Annotated in this window: 17 protein-coding genes; 8 read left to right on the forward strand and 9 right to left on the reverse strand. The window is 59.5% G+C overall.

From position 1 onward, the window contains the following. Positions 1-34 precede the first annotated feature (34 nt). On the reverse strand, positions 35-787 hold the full coding sequence (lpxH, locus tag AB4N64_RS05820; protein ID WP_460122779.1) for a UDP-2,3-diacylglucosamine diphosphatase: 753 nt from the start codon (positions 785-787) through the stop codon (positions 35-37). Beyond that, positions 784-1287: a peptidylprolyl isomerase gene (locus AB4N64_RS05825; RefSeq protein ID WP_460122782.1), complete on the reverse strand. Its 504-nt coding sequence runs from the start codon at positions 1285-1287 to the stop codon at positions 784-786. Before AB4N64_RS05825 ends, lpxH begins: the two co-directional genes overlap by 4 nt. Positions 1288-1538: 251 nt before the next feature. On the opposite strand from AB4N64_RS05825, the gene AB4N64_RS05830 reads away from it, so the two are divergent. Together AB4N64_RS05830 and cysS are read left to right on the forward strand one after the other, a co-directional pair. After that, positions 1539-3239, forward strand: coding sequence for a glutamine--tRNA ligase/YqeY domain fusion protein (locus tag AB4N64_RS05830; RefSeq protein ID WP_460122785.1), 1701 nt, complete (start codon positions 1539-1541; stop codon positions 3237-3239). A 17-nt stretch (positions 3240-3256) separates the two neighbouring features. Continuing rightward, positions 3257-4639 carry a cysteine--tRNA ligase gene (cysS, locus tag AB4N64_RS05835; RefSeq protein ID WP_460122788.1) on the forward strand — a complete coding sequence of 461 codons (1383 nt, stop codon included), beginning with the start codon at positions 3257-3259 and terminating at the stop codon, positions 4637-4639. A gap of 215 nt (positions 4640-4854) precedes the next feature. Here cysS and AB4N64_RS05840 read toward each other — a convergent pair whose 3' ends face one another. Continuing rightward, the gene (locus tag AB4N64_RS05840) at positions 4855-6693 is read right to left on the reverse strand and encodes a sigma-54-dependent Fis family transcriptional regulator (RefSeq protein WP_460122791.1); all 1839 of its coding nucleotides are present in this window, start codon (positions 6691-6693) and stop codon (positions 4855-4857) included. Positions 6694-7106: 413 nt separating this feature from the next. Between AB4N64_RS05840 and AB4N64_RS05845 the strand changes: the two genes are divergently transcribed. The 6 genes from AB4N64_RS05845 to AB4N64_RS05870 are packed head-to-tail and all read left to right on the forward strand — an operon-like array spanning position 7107 to position 13057. Further along, positions 7107-8201, forward strand: coding sequence for an ABC transporter ATP-binding protein (locus AB4N64_RS05845; protein WP_460122794.1), 1095 nt, complete (start codon positions 7107-7109; stop codon positions 8199-8201). Beyond that, positions 8201-9316, forward strand: a complete 1116-nt coding sequence (locus tag AB4N64_RS05850; RefSeq protein ID WP_460122797.1) for an ABC transporter ATP-binding protein — start codon at positions 8201-8203, stop codon at positions 9314-9316. The genes AB4N64_RS05845 and AB4N64_RS05850 overlap by 1 nt, the downstream gene beginning before the upstream one ends. Continuing rightward, a complete protein-coding gene (locus tag AB4N64_RS05855) occupies positions 9313-10179 on the forward strand; it encodes a carbohydrate ABC transporter permease (RefSeq protein WP_460122800.1) in 867 nt (288 codons plus the stop codon). Before AB4N64_RS05850 ends, AB4N64_RS05855 begins: the two co-directional genes overlap by 4 nt. Before the next feature lie 10 nt (positions 10180-10189). Next, complete coding sequence (locus tag AB4N64_RS05860) at positions 10190-10990, forward strand: carbohydrate ABC transporter permease (RefSeq protein WP_460122803.1); 801 nt, start codon at positions 10190-10192, stop codon at positions 10988-10990. A gap of 10 nt (positions 10991-11000) precedes the next feature. Further along, positions 11001-11273, forward strand: coding sequence for a DUF2160 domain-containing protein (locus AB4N64_RS05865; protein WP_460122806.1), 273 nt, complete (start codon positions 11001-11003; stop codon positions 11271-11273). Between the two features lie 41 nt (positions 11274-11314). After that, entirely contained in the window at positions 11315-13057 is a 1743-nt protein-coding gene (locus tag AB4N64_RS05870; protein WP_460122809.1) for an ABC transporter substrate-binding protein, read from the forward strand. Between the two features lie 45 nt (positions 13058-13102). On the opposite strand, the gene AB4N64_RS05875 is transcribed toward AB4N64_RS05870, so the two are convergent. The 6 genes from AB4N64_RS05875 to nuoN all read right to left on the reverse strand — a co-directional run bounded on the left by AB4N64_RS05875 (position 13103) and on the right by nuoN (position 19116). Further along, the gene (locus AB4N64_RS05875) at positions 13103-13969 is read right to left on the reverse strand and encodes an alpha/beta fold hydrolase (protein ID WP_460122812.1); all 867 of its coding nucleotides are present in this window, start codon (positions 13967-13969) and stop codon (positions 13103-13105) included. Further along, positions 13963-14913, reverse strand: a complete 951-nt coding sequence (locus AB4N64_RS05880) for a class I SAM-dependent methyltransferase (RefSeq protein ID WP_460122814.1) — start codon at positions 14911-14913, stop codon at positions 13963-13965. The genes AB4N64_RS05875 and AB4N64_RS05880 overlap by 7 nt, the downstream gene beginning before the upstream one ends. Next, complete coding sequence (locus AB4N64_RS05885; protein WP_460122816.1) at positions 14910-16145, reverse strand: YcaO-like family protein; 1236 nt, start codon at positions 16143-16145, stop codon at positions 14910-14912. Before AB4N64_RS05885 ends, AB4N64_RS05880 begins: the two co-directional genes overlap by 4 nt. A 674-nt stretch (positions 16146-16819) precedes the next feature. Next, positions 16820-17197, reverse strand: a complete 378-nt coding sequence (locus tag AB4N64_RS05890; protein ID WP_460122819.1) for a type II toxin-antitoxin system VapC family toxin — start codon at positions 17195-17197, stop codon at positions 16820-16822. Next, positions 17194-17454, reverse strand: a complete 261-nt coding sequence (locus AB4N64_RS05895) for a hypothetical protein (protein WP_460122822.1) — start codon at positions 17452-17454, stop codon at positions 17194-17196. Before AB4N64_RS05895 ends, AB4N64_RS05890 begins: the two co-directional genes overlap by 4 nt. Before the next feature lie 198 nt (positions 17455-17652). Further along, positions 17653-19116: an NADH-quinone oxidoreductase subunit NuoN gene (nuoN, locus tag AB4N64_RS05900; protein ID WP_460122825.1), complete on the reverse strand. Its 1464-nt coding sequence runs from the start codon at positions 19114-19116 to the stop codon at positions 17653-17655.

Here is a 19116-nt window from a genome sequence, read left to right on the forward strand (position 1 = left end):
TAGGAGCGAGCAAGCTCGCTCCTACAGGGGGGCATTAGGCCGTAGGCGCAGCCAACGCCGGCGGCGGGGCGAAGTCGAACGGCGCCAGGGCGTAGCCGCCTTCGTCCACCTGCAACGCCCAGCCCTGGCGATCCCAATCGCCCAGCACGATGCGCCGGGCGGCCTGGTCGCCCAATTGCAGTTTGTGGATGGCGGGGCGGTGGGTGTGGCCGTGGACCAGGGTTTTCACCCCGTATTGCTGCATGATTCGCGGAATTTCTTCCGGGGTCACATCCACAATGGCATTGGCCTTCATCCGCGTCTGCGCCCGGCTTTCGCTGCGCAGCTTGCGCGCCAGTTTGTGTCGGGTGCGCAGGGGCAGGTGGCGCAGGATGAAGAGGGTGATGGGGTTACGCAGGTACCGACGCAGCTTCATGTAGGCTTCGTCGCGGGTGCACAGGCTGTCGCCGTGCATCAACAGCACCGGTTCATCAAGGAACTGCACGACACTCGGATCTTTCAGCAAGGTGCAGCCAGCCTGTTTGCAGAAGGCCTGGCCGAGCATGAAGTCGCGATTGCCATGCATGAGGAAAATGGCCGTGCCGCTGTCGCTGAGATCGCGCAGAGCCTGGCAGATGGAGCGTTGGAAGGGCGTCATGGCGTCATCGCCAATCCAGGCCTCGAAAAAGTCACCGAGGATGTATAACGCACTCGCCGAACGGGCGCGTCCGGCGAGCAAATCCAGAAACGCCCGGGTAATGTCCGGGCGCTCCTCTTCCAGATGCAAGTCTGAAATCAGCAATATCACTCAATGATCTCGGCTTTCTCGATGATCACATCGTCTGCAGGCACGTCCTGGTGGCCGGCCTTCATGGTGGTGGAAACGCCTTTGATCTTGTCGACAACGTCGGTGCCTGCGGTCACTTTACCGAACACGGCGTAGCCCCAGCCCTGCACGTTCTTGCCGCTGTGGTTCAGGAAGCTGTTGTCGGCAACGTTGATGAAGAACTGCGCCGACGCCGAATGCGGCTCCATGGTACGGGCCATGGCGACGGTGTACTTGTCGTTGGAAAGGCCGTTGTCGGCTTCGTTCTGGATGCTTGGGCGCTTGTCTTTCTTTTCTTTCATGCCCGGTTCGAAACCGCCGCCCTGGATCATGAAGTTACCGATGACACGGTGGAAAACGGTGTTTTCGTAGTGACCGGCTTTGACGTATTCAACGAAGTTGGCCACGGTGATCGGGGCTTTCTCGGCGTTCAATTCCAGAACGATGTCGCCAAAGTTGGTCGTCAGTTTGACTTGGGTCATGATCGGTACTCTTTCTAGGGAATTCATGGGCATTGGAACATTTTGCTCCGCTACCGGTTCAGCCTTGTCGGCCAAGGTGCGCAGTTTAGCGTGACAGGCGCGAATTTCGAGGCAGTTTTTTCTTTTATGCCCGATTAAATACGACGGTTTGCCGAGTGCGCTCTGTCAGGTACTTGACGGCATCGGCTATGATAGCGGCTTTGTTTTGTCTGGCTGTCTTCCGGCCGCGCACTTGTATGTTCAAGGATCCTATGAGCAAGCCCACTGTCGACCCTACCTCGAATTCCAAGACCGGCCCTGCCGTGCCGGTCAATTTCCTGCGCCCGATCATCCAGGCGGACCTGGACTCGGGTAAGCACACGCAGATCGTCACTCGTTTCCCGCCCGAGCCCAACGGCTACCTGCACATCGGTCACGCCAAGTCGATCTGTGTGAACTTCGGCCTGGCCCAGGAATTCGGCGGCGTCACTCACTTGCGTTTCGACGACACCAACCCGGCCAAGGAAGACCAGGAATACATCGACGCGATCGAAAGCGACGTCAAATGGCTTGGCTTCGAATGGTCCGGCGAAGTGCGCTACGCCTCGCAGTATTTCGACCAATTGCACGACTGGGCCGTGGAACTGATCAAGGCCGGCAAGGCCTATGTGGACGACCTGAGCCCCGAGCAAGCCAAGGAATACCGTGGCACCCTGACCGAGCCGGGCCGCAACAGCCCGTTCCGTGACCGTTCCGTGGAAGAGAACCTCGACTGGTTCGCCCGCATGCGCGCCGGCGAGTTCCCGGACGGCGCTCGCGTGCTGCGCGCCAAGATCGACATGGCCTCGCCGAACATGAACCTGCGCGACCCGATCATGTACCGCATCCGTCATGCCCATCACCACCAGACCGGCGACAAGTGGTGCATCTACCCCAACTATGACTTCACCCACGGTCAGTCGGATGCCATTGAAGGCATCACCCACTCGATCTGCACCCTGGAGTTCGAAAGCCATCGCCCGCTGTACGAATGGTTCCTGGACAACCTGCCGGTGCCGGCCAACCCGCGGCAGTACGAATTCAGCCGCCTGAACCTGAACTACACCATCACCAGCAAGCGCAAGCTCAAGCAACTGGTCGATGAGAAACACGTCAACGGCTGGGACGATCCGCGCATGTCCACCTTGTCGGGTTTCCGTCGTCGTGGCTACACGCCGGCTTCGATCCGCAACTTCTGCGACATGGTCGGCACTAACCGTTCCGACGGCGTGGTCGACTTCGGCATGCTCGAATTCAGTATCCGCCAGGACCTGGACGCGAACGCACCTCGCGCGATGTGCGTGCTGCGCCCGTTGAAAGTCGTGATCACCAATTATCCGCAAGACAAGGTCGACAACCTCGAACTGCCGCGTCATCCGCAGAAAGAAGAACTCGGCGTGCGCAAGCTGCCGTTCGCCCGTGAAATCTACATCGACCGCGATGACTTCATGGAAGAGCCGCCGAAGGGCTACAAGCGCCTGGAACCGAACGGCGAAGTGCGCCTGCGTGGCAGCTACGTGATCCGTGCCGACGAAGCGATCAAGGACGCCGATGGCAACATCGTCGAACTGCGTTGCTCCTATGATCCGGACACCCTGGGCAAGAACCCTGAAGGCCGCAAGGTCAAGGGCGTGATCCACTGGGTGCCGGCGGCGGCCAGCATCGAGTGCGAAGTGCGTCTGTACGATCGACTGTTCCGCTCCCCGAACCCTGAGAAGGCCGAGGACAGCGCCAGTTTCCTGGACAACATCAACCCTGACTCCCTCCAGGTGCTGACCGGTTGTCGTGCCGAACCCTCGCTGGGCGACGCACAACCGGAAGACCGTTTCCAGTTCGAGCGCGAAGGTTACTTCTGCGCAGATATCAAGGACTCGAAACCGGGCGCTCCGGTGTTCAACCGTACCGTGACCTTGCGTGATTCGTGGGGCCAGTGATTCAAGGAAACCTGGACGTGCTGACGATCTACAACACGCTCACCAAGAGCAAAGAAGTCTTTAAACCGCTGGATGGCAACAAGGTGCGCATGTACGTGTGCGGGATGACCGTGTACGACTACTGCCACCTGGGCCACGGCCGCAGCATGGTCGCGTTCGACCTGGTGACCCGCTGGTTGCGGTTCAGCGGCTACGACCTGACTTATGTGCGCAACATCACCGACATTGACGACAAGATCATCAATCGAGCCAACGAGAACGGCGAGTCGTTCGAAGCGTTGACCGAGCGAATGATCGCGGCGATGCACGAAGACGAAGCGCGCCTGAACATCCGCAAGCCGGACATGGAGCCACGCGCCACCGGGCATATCCCCGGCATGCAGGCGATGATCCAGACCCTGATCGACAAGGGTTATGCCTACGCGCCTGGCAATGGTGACGTGTACTACCGCGTCGCCAAGTTCATGGGCTACGGCAAGCTCTCGCGCAAGAAGATCGAAGACCTGCGCATCGGCGCGCGGATCGAAGTCGACGAGTCCAAACAGGACCCGCTGGACTTCGTGCTGTGGAAAGGCGCCAAGCCGGGTGAGCCAAGCTGGCCATCGCCGTGGGGTGACGGGCGTCCGGGCTGGCACATCGAGTGCTCGGTGATGTCGACCTGCTGCCTGGGCGAGACCTTCGACATTCATGGCGGCGGCAGCGACCTGGAGTTCCCGCACCACGAGAATGAAATCGCCCAGAGCGAAGCGGCTACCGGCAAGACCTACGCCAACGCGTGGATGCATTGCGGCATGATCCGCATCAATGGCGAGAAGATGTCCAAGTCCTTGAACAACTTCTTCACCATTCGCGACGTGCTGGAAAAGTACCACCCGGAAGTCGTGCGTTACCTGCTGGTGTCGAGCCACTACCGCAGCGCGATCAACTATTCGGAAGACAACCTCAAGGACGCCAAGGGCGCACTCGAGCGTTTCTATCATGCGTTGAAAGGCCTGCCGAAAGTCGCTCCAGCCGGTGGCGAGGCGTTTGTCGAGCGCTTCACCCAGGTGATGAACGACGACTTCGGCACGCCGGAAGCCTGCGCGGTGCTGTTTGAGATGGTGCGTGAGATCAACCGTCTGCGCGAGAGCGATCTTGACGCGGCGGCCGGTCTGGCGGCGCGTTTGAAGCAACTGGCCGATGTGCTGGGTGTGTTGCAGCTCGAGGCCGAAGACTTCCTGCAAGCCGGCGCCGAAGGGCGGGTGGACGCGGCGCAGGTTGATGCCCTGATTGCGGCGCGTCTGGCGGCGCGTGCGGCCAAGGACTGGGCCGAATCTGACCGCATCCGTGACCAGCTCACCGCCATGGGCGTAGTGCTGGAAGACGGCAAGGGCGGCACGACCTGGCGTTTGGCTGATTGATTGGCTGAACCGCTGAAAACAGAAACCCGCCTTGTGCGGGTTTTTGTTTGGGTGCAGGGTTTGGATATTGCGGTGGTCTGGCCGGCCTCATCGTCGGAACGCCGCCCGGAGCAGGCCCGCTCCCACAGTGTTTCGGAGTGAAATCAGATTCTGAGTTCGGCTCAAGGCCCTGTGGGAGCGGGCTTGCCCGCGATTCGATTTCAAATCCACCGCGGTCACTCAGTCTGCCGCAACCTTTTGTACAAGGTATTGCGACTAACCCCCAACCGCCGCGCCAGGTGGGAAATATTCCCCCCCACCGCCTGCAACTGCCGATTCAAGTCTTCGGCATCATCCAGGTCCACCGCCAGCGGCTCGGGCGTCTCCATTGGCTCCATCTCCAGGTCGACAAAAAAGTCATCCGGCAAATGCTCCGGCCGCACCGGTTGTTCCTCGGCCATGGCCAATGCCACCTGAATCACGCTGCTGACCTGGCGCAAGTTACCCGGCCACGGATGACGGCTGAACAGCTCCATCACCTCCCGACTCAAGCCCGCCCATTGCGACGGTTCGCGATGCTGCTCCCACAAGCGTTTGAACAGAGCCTGCTTGTCGCTACGCTCGCGCAGGGGCGGCAGCTCAAGGGTCAGGCCGCCGATGCGGTAATAAAGGTCTTCGCGAAAACGGCCCAGTTGCACTTGTTCACGCAGCGAGCGGTTGGTGGCCGAGATAATGCGGATGTCCACCGGGAACAGTTCGCTGCTGCCCACCGGTTGTACGCAACGCTCCTGTAGCACACGCAACAGGCGAGCCTGGGTGGGAAGCGGCATGTCGCCAATCTCATCCAGGAACAGCGTGCCCTTGTCGGCCTTGCGAATCAGCCCGATGCTGCCTTTTTGATTGGCGCCGGTGAACGCCCCTTTCTCATAGCCAAACAGCTCGGACTCCACCAGCTCGGCGGGGATTGCCGCACAGTTGACGGCAATGAACGGCTGTTTGCTACGTGAGCTGGCCTGATGCAGGGCCTTGACGAACACCTCCTTGCCGACCCCGGTTTCGCCATGGATCAACAACGGAATGTCTTTTTCCAGCAGGCGCTCGGCTTGGCGCACGGCTTTTTCCACACGGCTGTCGCCGAAGTGCAGGGTATTGAGGCTGATGGTGGCGACAGAGGGCTCGGCGCGCTTGGGTTCGGCAAACAGTCGTGGCTGGATCGGTGCCTGTTTCGGTCGGCGCAACACACATTGGAAGCGGTTGCGCCCTGCGGCTTGCAGGGCAAAGGGCAGGCCTTCGGGCTGGTTCAGCAGCTCCATCAACGACACCTTGAACAGGCTCTCCACACTGACCCGCGACAGGCTGATACCCAACAGGTTGTCTGCGCGGCGATTGGCTGAAAGCACCTGGCCGCTTTCATCGAAAATCAGTAATCCGGCCCATTGGCTGTCGAGGTTGTTCAGCCCGGTGTTGAACGTCAGTTGAAAGTGCTGGCCATGGAACAGGTTGAGGATCAGCCGGTTCTCCACGGTCTGGCTCATCATCTTGACCATGCCCAGGGTGTGCGACGGCGGTAGATAACTGTCGCTGGACACGTCGAGCACCGCGATCACCTTGCGCTCGGCATCGAAAATCGGCGCGGCGGAACCGGTCATGAAGCGGTTGGCCTTGAGGAAATGCTCATCGTGTTCGATGTGCACCGCCTGCTCACACGCCAGCGCGGTGCCGATGGCATTGGTGCCGCTGCAACGCTCCATCCAGCTGGCGCCGGCACTGAACCCGCGCGCCAGGCCCGGGTCGACAAAGCGCTGGGTGCCCCATGACGTCAGCACCTGACCCTGGTTGTCGGCGAGCATGATCAGGCAGTTGGAATTGCTGAGGATGTTTTCGTAGTAGGGCAGGACTTCCTGGTGAGTCGTCTGCACCAGTGAATGCTGACTTTCCAGCAACTGCGCGATGCGGTCCGCGGGCAGTTGATCGAACGCCGGCGAACTCTGGTGGTTGAGGCCGAACGCACGGCAGCGCGACCATGAGTCCGCAATGATGGCGTCGTGGGAGAGCGGCGAGGCGGGTGCGGCCATGGCAGTCGATCTCTAGGGTATTTTTATTGTTTTTATTAGGTAAATCCCGAATCCCCTGTAGGAGCGAGCTTGTCGAGGCGTCGAACCGTCGCGATGGTAGCCCAGTCACCGCGGGGCACCAGCAAGCCAGCGTTATCGTTGACGACCATCGCGACGGTTCGACGCCTCGACAAGCTCGCTCCTACAGGGATAGTCATTGTTCCATTGGGCGTAGAGTGTTGTTCAGTATTGTTCATTGTCAATCGCTGAACTGTTCAATTGTTCAGCCAGAGTTGTTCATTTCTGTTCAGCAACGAAAACCAACATTCGTGCTTTTCGAAAATTCCCAATTGAGATCAACCACTTGCATTTTCTGGCACGAAAGTCGCTCTACTGCTCCGGTCGCTTGACTCCAATAATAAAAAGGCCGAGCCATGTCACTCACCCTGGAACACGTCAGCCGCACCGTTGAGGGCCAGACCTGGATCGACGATGCGTGCCTCTGTTTTGAACCCGGATCTTTCAACGTTTTGCTTGGCCGTACGCTGTCGGGCAAAACCAGTCTAATGCGCCTGATGGCGGGCCTCGACAAGCCCGACAGCGGGCGCGTCCTGATGAACGGCGTCGACGTCACCCAGCGCCCGGTGCGGCTGCGCAATGTTTCGATGGTCTATCAGCAGTTCATCAACTACCCAACGATGACCGTGTTCGAAAACATTGCCTCGCCCCTGCGCCAGGCCGGTGTGTCCAACGAGCTGATACAGGACAAGGTTCTGGAAACCGCAAAGATGCTACGCATCGACAAGTTCCTGAAGCGTTATCCGCTGGAACTCTCCGGCGGTCAGCAACAGCGCACGGCAATGGCCCGGGCGCTGGTCAAGGATGCCGAGCTGATTCTGTTCGATGAACCGCTGGTCAACCTCGACTACAAGCTGCGCGAAGAGCTGCGCCAGGAAATGCGCGAACTGTTCAAGGCACGGCACACCATTGCGATCTACGCCACCACCGAGCCCAACGAAGCGTTGGCGTTGGGCGGCACCACGACCATTCTCCATGAAGGCCGGGTCATCCAGAGTGGAAAGGCGGCCGAGGTCTACCACCAGCCACAGACCGTACTGGCCGCCGAACTGTTTTCCGAGCCGCCGATCAACCTGATGCCGGGCCGGATCGCCGGCAACGAGGTCAGCTTCGCCAACTTTGTGCACTTCCCCCTGAATGTGGATCTGCGTCCGGTAGGCGAGGGCGAGTTCCGGTTCGGTGTGCGCCCCAGCCACATCTCGCTGGTACCCAGCAACGATGACGACCTCGAGCTGGCAGTGACCGTCGAAGTCGCCGAGATCAGCGGCTCGGAAACCTTTTTGCACGTACGCAACGAGCATTTCCTGCTGGTGCTGCACCTGCCGGGTGTTCACGAGTACGACGTCGATGCGCCGATTCGCATCTACATTCCCACCCATAAACTGTTTGTGTTCGATGCGCAGGGGCGATTGGTCCAGGCGCCCAGTCGCCGCATCGCGAGGGTTGCCTGATGGCCGAAATCCGTTTGCAGAACCTCGCCCACAGCTACACCGACACGCCCAGTGGCCCGGAGGATTACGCCATACGCCAGATGGACCACATCTGGGAGCAGGGCGGTGCGTTTGCCTTGCTCGGGCCTTCGGGGTGTGGCAAGTCGACGTTGCTCAATATCATTTCCGGGTTGCTCAGCCCGTCCCAGGGGCATGTGTTGTTTGACGGCAAGGCGGTCAATGACCTGACCCCGGAGAAGCGCAACATCGCCCAGGTGTTCCAGTTCCCCGTGGTCTACGACACCATGACGGTGTTCGACAACCTGGCGTTCCCGTTGCGTAACCAGGGCATGGCCGAAGCGAAAATCCACAGCAAGGTGCAGGAAATCGCCGAGGTCCTCGACCTGCAGAACCTGCTGAACAAAAAGGCGCGCAACCTCACCGCCGACGAAAAACAGAAAGTCTCCATGGGCCGCGGCCTGGTGCGCGACGACGTGTCGGCGATCCTGTTCGACGAACCGCTCACGGTGATCGACCCGCACCTGAAATGGAAACTGCGGCGCAAGCTCAAGCAGATCCACGAGCAGTTCAACATCACCATGGTCTACGTCACCCACGATCAACTGGAGGCCTCGACTTTCGCCGACAAGATCGCGGTGATGTACGGCGGCCAGATCGTGCAGTTCGGCACGCCTCGCGAGTTGTTCGAGCGCCCCAGCCACACGTTTGTCGGCTATTTCATTGGCAGCCCCGGCATGAATTTGATCGACGTGCAGCCACAAGCAGGCGGCGTCGGGTTTGCTTCGACCCATCTGCCGTTGTCCGAGGCCATGTGCAAGCGCATTGCCGAGTCAACCTGGCAAACCCTGAAGGTCGGCATTCGGCCGGAGTTCGTCCATGTGTGGGACGAGCCCTTTGACGATGCGCTGAGGGCAAGGGTCGTTCACGTCGAAGACCTTGGTACCTACAAGATCATGACCCTGGAGCTCGATGGCCAGCCGCTGAAGGTGCGCCTGGCCGAAGACAAACCGGTGCCGGAGGGTATGGCGTACATCAGTTTCCCGGCGCAATGGCTGATGGTCTACGCCGACGAATTCCTGCTGGAGCCACACGCGATCGGGGAGGTGCAGCCATGAACAAAGTGCAGAACAACAAGGCCTGGTGGCTGGTGTTGCCGGTGTTTCTGCTGGTGGCGTTCAGTGCGGTGATCCCGATGATGACCGTGGTCAACTACTCGGTGCAGGACATTTTCGACCAGTCCAGCCGCTTTTTTGTCGGCGCCGACTGGTACAAGCAGGTGCTGCTCGATACACGCCTGCACGACTCGCTGTTGCGTCAGTTCATCTATTCGGCCTGCGTGCTGCTGATCGAGATTCCGCTGGGAATCGCCATCGCTCTGACCATGCCGACCAAGGGGCGCTGGTCGTCGGTGGTGCTGATTGTCCTGGCAATCCCGCTGCTGATTCCGTGGAACGTGGTCGGCACCATCTGGCAGATTTTCGGCCGTGCCGACATCGGCCTGCTGGGTTGGACGCTCAACGCCATGGGCATCAGCTATAACTATGCGGCAAACACCATGGACGCGTGGGTGACGGTGCTGGTGATGGATGTGTGGCACTGGACCTCGCTGGTGGCGCTGTTGTGTTTCTCCGGGCTGCGCGCCATTCCGGACGTGTACTACCAGGCGGCACGGATCGACCGGGCGTCGGCCTGGGCGGTGTTCAGGCACATCCAATTACCCAAGCTCAAAAGCGTGCTGCTGATCGCGGTGATGCTTCGCTTCATGGACAGCTTCATGATCTACACCGAACCGTTCGTGCTCACGGGGGGCGGGCCGGGCAATGCCACGACCTTTCTCAGCCAGACCCTGACACAAATGGCCATCGGTCAATTTGACCTGGGGCCTGCGGCGGCGTTCTCGCTGGTGTATTTCCTGATCATCCTCTTGGTGTCCTGGCTGTTCTACACGGCCATGACGCACGCTGACGCCAACCGTTGAGGCCTGCGAAATGAGCAAGAGAAAGCTGATTCCATTGCTGCTGTACATCCTGTTCCTGCTGGTACCGATCTACTGGCTGCTGAACATGTCGTTCAAGAGCAATACCGAAATCCTCGGCGGCCTGACACTGTTTCCCCAGGACTTCACCCTGCACAACTACAAGGTGATCTTTACCGATCCTGCCTGGTACACCGGTTACCTCAACTCCTTGTATTACGTCAGCCTGAATACGGTGATCTCCCTGAGCGTGGCATTGCCGGCGGCGTACGCGTTTTCTCGGTATCGCTTCCTGGGTGACAAGCACCTGTTCTTCTGGCTGCTGACCAACCGCATGGCGCCGCCGGCGGTGTTTCTGTTGCCGTTCTTCCAGCTGTATTCCTCGATCGGCCTGTTCGATACCCACATTGCCGTGGCATTGGCGCATTGCCTGTTCAACGTGCCATTGGCGGTGTGGATTCTCGAAGGTTTCATGTCAGGTGTGCCCAAGGAGATCGACGAAACGGCCTACATCGACGGCTACAGCTTTCCCAAGTTTTTTGTGAAGATTTTCGTCCCGCTGATTGGCTCGGGGATCGGCGTCACGGCGTTTTTCTGCTTCATGTTTTCATGGGTCGAGTTGCTGCTGGCGCGCACGCTGACGTCGGTCAACGCCAAGCCGATCGCGGCGGTGATGACCCGTACAGTCTCGGCCTCCGGCATCGACTGGGGCGTGTTGGCGGCGGCGGGGGTGCTGACCATCCTGCCCGGCATGCTGGTGATCTGGTTCGTACGCAACCACGTGGCCAAGGGCTTCGCCCTGGGTCGGGTATGAGGAACTGATGATGGAATGGATGAGCTGGACCGTCCCGACGGGGGCATTCTTCGGCGTGATCGCCCTGATCCTGATTGGCATGACGACCTGGGAGTTACGCTCTCCGAGCGTCCTGCGTCGTGGCTTTTTACCGATGGCCACCACCCGTGGCGATCGTTTGTTTATCGGTCTTCTCGGCAGCGCCTACCTGCATTTGCTGGTGATCGGCGTAACCGACTGGAGCATCTGGGTGGCGTTCGCGTTATCCCTGGTGTGGCTGTTGTCTGTGATGCGTTGGGGCTAGTCGAATCGCTCGGCGCTCCGAAACTCAATAAGGAGGTTTCTATGTTCGACAAAAACAATAAGCTGCGACATAGCATTTCATTGGCAGCCATGCTGGCCCTCAGCGGTTTGAGCGCTTCGGCCTGGGCTGATGCCTATGAGGAGGCCGCGAAGAAATGGATCGGCAGCGAGTTCAAGCCGTCCACCCTGACGGCCGAACAGCAACTGGAAGAACTGAAGTGGTTCATCAAGGCCGCCGAACCGTTTCGCGGGATGGACATCAAGGTCGTCTCGGAAACCCTGACTACCCACGAGTACGAGTCCAAGGTACTGGCCAAGGCGTTCAGCGAAATCACCGGGATCAAGCTGACCCACGACCTGCTTCAGGAAGGCGACGTGGTGGAAAAGCTGCAAACCGTGATGCAGTCGGACAAGAGCATCTATGACGGCTGGGTCAACGACTCGGACCTGATCGGTACGCACTTTCGCTACGGCAAGACCGAATCGATCACCGACCTGATGGCCAACGAGGGCAAGAACTACACCTCGCCGACCCTTGACCTCAAGGACTTCATCGGCCTCTCGTTCACCACTGCACCAGACGGCAAGATCTACCAATTGCCTGACCAGCAGTTCGCCAACCTGTACTGGTTCCGGGCCGACTGGTTCGAACGTGCCGACCTCAAGGCCAAGTTCAAGGAAAAGTACGGTTATGAACTGGGCGTACCGGTGAACTGGTCGGCCTATGAAGACATTGCCAAATTCTTCAGCGAAGACGTCAAGGAAATCGACGGCAAGCGCGTCTACGGGCACATGGACTACGGCAAGAAGGATCCGTCGCTGGGCTGGCGCTTTACTGATGCCTGGTTCTCCATGGCCGGTGGCGGCGACAAGGGGCTGCCCAACGGTTTGCCGGTGGACGAATGGGGTATCCGCGTCGAGGACTGCCATCCGGTGGGCTCCAGCGTGACTCGCGGTGGCGACACCAATGGCCCGGCGGCCGTGTTCGCCACCACCAAGTACGTGGACTGGCTGAAAAAATACGCACCACCGGAAGCGGCAGGCATGACCTTCTCCGAGTCCGGGCCGGTGCCGTCCCAGGGCAACATCGCCCAGCAGATATTCTGGTACACCGCGTTCACCGCCGACATGACCAAACCAGGCCTGCCGGTTGTGAATGCCGATGGTTCGCCGAAATGGCGCATGGCGCCTTCCCCCAAGGGACCGTACTGGGAAGAAGGGATGAAGCTCGGTTATCAGGATGTGGGTTCCTGGACCTTCATGAAGTCCACGCCTGAGAAACAGAAACTGGCCGCGTGGCTGTATGCCCAGTTCGTGACCTCGAAAACCGTGTCGCTGAAGAAAACCATCGTTGGCCTGACGCCAATCCGGGAGTCGGACATCAATTCCCAGGCGATGACCGACCTGGCGCCGAAACTCGGTGGGTTGGTGGAGTTCTACCGCAGCCCGGCCCGTGTGCAATGGTCGCCGACCGGGACCAACGTGCCGGATTATCCGCGTCTGGCGCAACTGTGGTGGAGCCACATCGCCGAAGCGGCCAGCGGCGAGAAAACCCCGCAACAGGCGCTGGATGGCCTGGCCAAGGATCAGGACGCGATCATGACACGCCTGGAACGTTCGAAGGCGCAAGCCACCTGCGCACCGAAGATGAACCCCGAGCGTGACGCGCAGTACTGGTTCGATCAGCCGGGCGCACCGAAACCGAAACTGGCGAACGAAAAGCCCCAGGGCGAAACCGTGAGCTACAGCGAACTGCTGAAATCGTGGGCGGACGCGCGTAAGTAAGCGCCAGGCCAAACAAGTCAACGGCACCTTCGGGTGCCGTTTTTGTCAGCGTGCGATGTCTCTTTTCAATGACTGGCGCACGGCCTTCACAATGGCCGGCTCAAAGGCATTGTGCCCGGCGTCAAATAGACGGAACTGCAACGGCTGGCGCCGCCTGAGCCAGCGCACGCTCGCCATGCCGAGGGTGTCCCGGGTGCCTTGGATAACTTCGGTGTTGGCATCCAGTGAAAGCGATTCATCCTCACGCCTGAAGAAGTAGTGATTGAGGTGATAGTGCAGTTCCAGGCGGATGGAGCGAACGGCGTCCTGGTCAGCGAAACTCGCCAACTGACTGGGGGGCATGGATTGTCCTTCCAGATACATCGAGGCTTGTATCCAGTGCAAGGCGGCATGGTGCTGCTGCAGGGCGCAACCCTTGGTCAGGATCTGGTAGATCGCCCGGGCATTGTCGGCGCACGTGCGCTGGTGGATGGCACCCAGGCCGATGCTCACATGTTCATCGTAGGCACTGACGTTTTCGGCAAAGGGTACGAATATTGAGACCAGCGTTGTCTTCAGCAAGGCCTGCGGATAGCGTTGCTGGTATTGAATGGCTAGCCAGCTACCCCAGGACACTCCCAGCAGGCTGATTTTCTCGAAGCCCAGGTGCTGACGCAGGCCATCGATGTCTTCGACGCAATGTCCGGTGTCGTTTCGTTGCAGTTCTCCGTGGGGAATGGAGCGCCCGCAACCTCGCTGGTCGAACAGGACAATGTCGAACCGCTGCAAATCAAAGAACTCCAGATGATGGCGATTGCAGTAGCTTCCCGGTCCGCCATGCAGGAAAAAGATTGGTTCACCGCCCGGTGTACCGCATCGCTCCCAATAAAGTTGGTGGCCGTCGTCGGTCGGGTAATAGCCATGAGTCACCATTGCACGGGCATCCTCAGCCGGTAGAACTGGAACAGTTCCCTGTGGCCAGGCCGGGCTGCGACGCTGGAAATCAACTCAAGCTTCAATACCTGCGCCATGTACGGCACGCCGAGCAGCACTGGCGTATGGCCGAACAGCAGAATCGTGCCGCCCGGTTTCACGCACGTCATCATTTCCTGGAATAGCTGGTGTGCGTCTTTGCGCGTCATCACTTCGGCATTGAGGAACCGCAGGATCAACACGTCGCAGCGGACACCGGACATGGCAACGTGGCGCGCGTCGGCGAGGAAAAATCTCACCGTCGACGCACCATGGCGCTGTAGCGCATGTTCGATCATCGAGGCTGAGCGATCAGATCCCAGGCATTGGCGACCCACCAGCTCGCTGGACAGGTAGGTGATTAGCTCACCGGTCGAACATGCCGGGTCGAGGATCACCGAACCGGGGCGGGCCACGGTCTTGAGCAGCGCGGCGCAATGTTCGCGAAAATGCTGCTCGTCGGCATTCAATTGGGCGGCGAGCGTTGCGCTGCACCGCCAGTGATCGGGTGGGCAGATACACTCCCGGCCGTCATCGCCCATGGCCGGAAACGGAAAATTCACCTCGCTGTCCGGATCGCTCATGGCACTGTGAAACAACGCTTCCTTCTCCGGCATGGCGGCCGCGCGGAAATGGATCACGGCGCCCTGATTGCCCCACTGCCATTGCATCAGCGGCCCGAGCAGCATCCAGGGCTTGAGCAGGCTGCTGATGCGCCAACCGGTGGTTTCGCAAAACTGGAGGATTTTGCGGCCGACCCAGTCGATGCCGTTCACGCGTAACACGAACAGCTGATGCAGGCCTGGCCCGAAGGGTTCGATGTAGCGATCCTGTTCACCGGGTGCGGTCTGGCGAAGGGTGAAGGATCGAGCGAGGTGACGTTCGCGGTTCAGGGCAGCGGTCATGCGGGCACTCCCCGGGATTTTTGCAACCGCCGCCCGCGTGCCTGCGGCACCACAACGTTGCCACTGCACACCACGTAAAACCGTTCCAGCCCGGGAATCACCACGTTGACCACAGTGGTGCCCAAGGGGGTGCGGTGCAGCAGGCTCACCCCGAGGGTGCGCCCGAAACGCTTCAGGTCGGCTGCCAGGTCATCGAGCTGCTCGTCCAGCGGGGACTCGGTGCTCACGGGGGCAAGGACCACGGGCATTTGTGTGCATTGGCTCAGCAATGGATAGAGGTCCAGTTGCAGGCATCGCAATAGGCGTGGAAACGGGCTCAAGTGGCGCTGTGCGTTGCTCAGGTCGCATTGCTGTTCGGGTTGTGCCATGGCGTGATGCATCTGCACCAGTTCGGTCAAGGCTCGCCAGGCACCATGGCGGGGGATGAGCGAGCAACCGCTGCCGAATGTGCGGGGGTGGGTGCCAGGTTCGGTCGAGAATGCGAGGAAGGTACGAGCCAGGAACTCACTGCTGATGTCGAGCAGCACAACAGGAGCGCCAATCTCCGCTTCGGCGTCCAACCATAGTTGGCTCAGTTCATCGCCTGGCTCCGGCCGAACGACTCGGCGCAGCGCGCAGTGGTTCTGGTAGTAGAAATGATCCAGTAGAAACAGCGCAAGGGCATCACGCTCGATGCATTCATTTACCGCATGAAGCACGGCTTCATTGTAGTTGGCGCCAATTGCTGTTCCGCTGTTGGAGGCGTAACGCCTTAATGCCTTGTAATCAGTGGAGTCTTGTTCCAATGGCGAATTGCAATAACGCGGCGTGGACAAGGCAACGGGGTAATAAAAGGAAGTATGGTCACACAGGTCTGTGTAGGTTCGGCAAGCGACAAGTGCATCAGTTTGTTCAGTGACAGTGGCCAGCACGGTGTCATCGATAAAGAGTGGGTTGTTGGAAAAGTACCGTGAGGGAATACAGCGGATATCTTCGCTGCTGAGCTGCTCGCTCAAATGATGTTCCAGTGTTTCAAACAACGCCCCGACACGAGCATGGCTCGGGTAGCCCTTCCCCGATCCGCGGGCGACGACCTGGGCGTCATCGGAGCTGGCGCAAACTTGAACCGCCACCACCCGCTGCCCCAACTGGCGCGCCTGCGGCTCAAGGCCGAGGTTCGCCAAGTCTGCCAGGATACGCCGCTCCGCCTGCTCCAGAGTGAGTTCGCGCTCCACACCGGTATAACTGTCCATTGTTCACTCCCTTGAAAAAAAACGCGAAATGACCTGGCCCGTGTGCTGCAGGAGCGAGCTTGTCGAATCGTCGCTCCTGCAGCGGTTCGGGAGTTACTCGGCTTCCAGTTCAGCCTGTTCCGTTTCAGTCAGGTGCAGTTCCTCAAGTTGTTCTTCCGTGGGGGCATCCAATTGTTCGAGATCTGCAATTTTGTTGGCGTTCCAGCTGGTCATGTATCCCATGAGTTGAACTCTCTTCGGTTGTTGGCATTGGGTGTGCTCAATGAGGCACGGGCCAACTGTATAAAGGGGAAATGGGTCGGTCAAAAATGACAGGAAGTTACGAAGTGCGTGTTTTCGCTGTACGGAAAAACGTACAAATCAATAGGTGATTGACGATTGTGCTGAGTAAATCTGGGCCTGCGAGGAACGGGAGTTCCGTGGGGTTCGCCGATTGTTGATAATTTAGCGTGAGAAATTTCGGATGTTGTTATGAGATGGTTGTTAAAGTTTTAGGATTGGCGAGTGTTGTCCGGATGAGAGTTGAGATTTTTCCTATATTGTTCGAAGGGCAGTCATACAAATTCGCAGGATAAGACCACTACCCAGAGGGCCCGCAACTCACGCGAGTGCAAAAAAAGCGGCACCCGAAGGTGCCGCTTTGGCTCGATGTACAGTGCGTGCAGCAGGAGGCGCTAAACCAGAATGGCCAATGGTGTGTACCGAGTCATGATCGGATCAGCCGTCAGCAGCTTCATCGGTTCCATGACGGTGGTCGCGACGATGAGGCGGTCGAATGGATCGCGGTGATGAGGCTCCAGGTCTTTCACCGCCATTGCATGCTCTGCGCCGATCGGCAATTCCATGAACCCGCTATCGATGCAGAACTGGCGTATTTCCTCCAGGTCGACGTTGAGTTTTCCCAAGCCGACCTTGATCGCCATTTCCCAAAATGTCGCGGCGCTGACATGGACCTCTGCGGCGTGGCTGATGAACGTTCGGGCTGTGCAGGATAACTTCTGGTCATCGGTGAGGGCCCACAGAAGAATGTGGGTGTCGAGCAGAATCCTCACACATGCAGCCCCTCGAAGGCGTCCAGCAATTCGTCCGGCAGGGGCGCATCGAAGTTGTCGTCAAGGATGAACTTGCCCTTCATCGCGCCGATGCGACGCTCTCGGGAGGGCTCCATGACGAGCAAGTGCCCGGCTTTGTTTTCCGCGCACTTGATGGAAAAACTGTCGCCGTTGATTTTGTAGGAGTAGGGGTTCTGATACTCGGCGGTCAATGCGCTGGGGCTGTCCATCATTTCATTGAAGATGTCGCGTTTCATGGGGTTGCCTCGATGTTTCCGTCCTTTGAGCATTCAAGGTACCCCCATTCCCCAAAATGTACCTGTAGGACCAGGCGGCTAATCCCGCGTGAGCTTTCTGAGATCGAGAGGGCAGGGGAGAATCGGTAACAAATCCCACAAAAACCAAAACGGCACCCGAAGGTGCCGTTTTGGTTTGTAGCAGGTTTCGCTAAGCGATCACCCCGCCAGTACCGCCTGCTGAACCAGGGTCAGCAATGGCTGTGGGTACAGGCCGAGGAAGAACGCCAGGACGGCGATAGCCAGCAGCATGACGCCGCCTGCCTTCTGTTCCCAGTGCAGTTGGGCGTCGTGGCGGCGCAGGTTCGGTTCGATCAGGTACAGGGTGACCATCACGCGCAGGTAGTAGAAGACGCCGATGGCGCTGCCCAATACCAGGGAACCGACCAGCCACCATTGGTGCGACTCGACACCGGTGGCGATGATGTAGAACTTGCCGATGAAGCCGGCGGTCAGCGGGATGCCGGCCAGGGACAGCATCATCACGGTCAGCACCGCGGTCAGGTACGGACGACGCCAGAACAGGCCGCGGTATTCGTACAGGGCATCCGCGTCACGACCGTTGTATGGCGAGGACATCAGGGTGATCACGCCGAAGGCGCCCAGGCTGGTGATCACGTAGGTGACCAGGTAGACGCCGATGGCTTCCACCGCCAGGCCCTTGCTCGCCACCAAGGCGATCAGCAAGTAACCGAAGTGGGCGATGGACGAGTAACCCAGCAGACGCTTGAGGTTGCTCTGGGTCAGCGCCAACAGGTTACCGAACAGGATCGAGACGATGGCGATGATGGTCAGCACGTCGCTCAGGACACCGCTGCTGGCAGCCGGCGAGATCTGGAACAGACGCACCATCACCGCGAACACGGCGACCTTCGAGGCAGTAGCGAGGAATGCGGCGACTGGCGCCGGAGCCCCTTCGTACACGTCCGGCGTCCACAGGTGGAACGGTACCAGCGACAGCTTGAACGCCAGGCCGATCAGCATCATGCCCAGGCCCAGTTGCGCCAGTGCACTTGGCAGACCGGTGGCCGCCAGGGCCTGGCCGATGCCGACGAAGCTCAGGGAGCCGGCGTCAGCGTAGAGCAGGGCCATACCGAACAACAGGAACGCGGACCCGGCAGCCGACAGCACCATGTACTTGATGCCGGCTTCCAGCGAACGCTTGTTGAAAAAGGCGTAGGCCACCAGACCGTAGACCGGCACCGACAGCAGTTCCAGGCCAATGAACAATCCGGCCAGGTGCTGGGCGCTGACCAGGACCAGGCCACCGGCGGCGGCCATCAGGATCAGCAGGTACAGTTCTTCGCGGTTGCCCGGGTAACCCGAACCGCCATCACCGAGGTAGGCGTGGGCGAGGGTGACGCAGGCGAGGGTGGCGACCAGGATCAGCGCCATATACAAGCAGGCAAAGGTGTCGATCTGCAGCAATGGGGTCACGGCCAGAGGCGCGACTTTGAGCGCAGGCAGAATCGACAGCAGCGCCAGGTTCAGGCCCGCCACTGAAATCAGGAAGGTCTGCGAATGGTTGCGACGCCAGGCGATCGCCAGCATCACCACGATAATGGTGAGGCTGGTGATCAACAGTGGCGCAAGCGCAATAAAGTGTTGAATCGTGAATTCCAT

The organism is Pseudomonas sp. S2_C03 (assembly GCF_054668405.1).

Coding starts and splice junctions, on each gene's coding strand:
- AB4N64_RS05870 (WP_460122809.1), top strand. CDS start 11,315: ATGTTCGACAAAAACAATAAGCTGCGACATAGCATTTCATTGGCAGCC.
- AB4N64_RS05885 (WP_460122816.1), bottom strand. CDS start 16,145: ATGGACAGTTATACCGGTGTGGAGCGCGAACTCACTCTGGAGCAGGCG.
- AB4N64_RS05845 (WP_460122794.1), top strand. CDS start 7,107: ATGTCACTCACCCTGGAACACGTCAGCCGCACCGTTGAGGGCCAGACC.
- AB4N64_RS05830 (WP_460122785.1), top strand. CDS start 1,539: ATGAGCAAGCCCACTGTCGACCCTACCTCGAATTCCAAGACCGGCCCT.
- AB4N64_RS05875 (WP_460122812.1), bottom strand. CDS start 13,969: ATGGTGACTCATGGCTATTACCCGACCGACGACGGCCACCAACTTTAT.
- AB4N64_RS05860 (WP_460122803.1), top strand. CDS start 10,190: ATGAGCAAGAGAAAGCTGATTCCATTGCTGCTGTACATCCTGTTCCTG.
- AB4N64_RS05850 (WP_460122797.1), top strand. CDS start 8,201: ATGGCCGAAATCCGTTTGCAGAACCTCGCCCACAGCTACACCGACACG.
- AB4N64_RS05865 (WP_460122806.1), top strand. CDS start 11,001: ATGGAATGGATGAGCTGGACCGTCCCGACGGGGGCATTCTTCGGCGTG.
- nuoN (WP_460122825.1), bottom strand. CDS start 19,116: ATGGAATTCACGATTCAACACTTTATTGCGCTTGCGCCACTGTTGATC.
- AB4N64_RS05880 (WP_460122814.1), bottom strand. CDS start 14,913: ATGACCGCTGCCCTGAACCGCGAACGTCACCTCGCTCGATCCTTCACC.
- AB4N64_RS05895 (WP_460122822.1), bottom strand. CDS start 17,454: ATGAAACGCGACATCTTCAATGAAATGATGGACAGCCCCAGCGCATTG.
- AB4N64_RS05825 (WP_460122782.1), bottom strand. CDS start 1,287: ATGACCCAAGTCAAACTGACGACCAACTTTGGCGACATCGTTCTGGAA.
- AB4N64_RS05840 (WP_460122791.1), bottom strand. CDS start 6,693: ATGGCCGCACCCGCCTCGCCGCTCTCCCACGACGCCATCATTGCGGAC.
- AB4N64_RS05855 (WP_460122800.1), top strand. CDS start 9,313: ATGAACAAAGTGCAGAACAACAAGGCCTGGTGGCTGGTGTTGCCGGTG.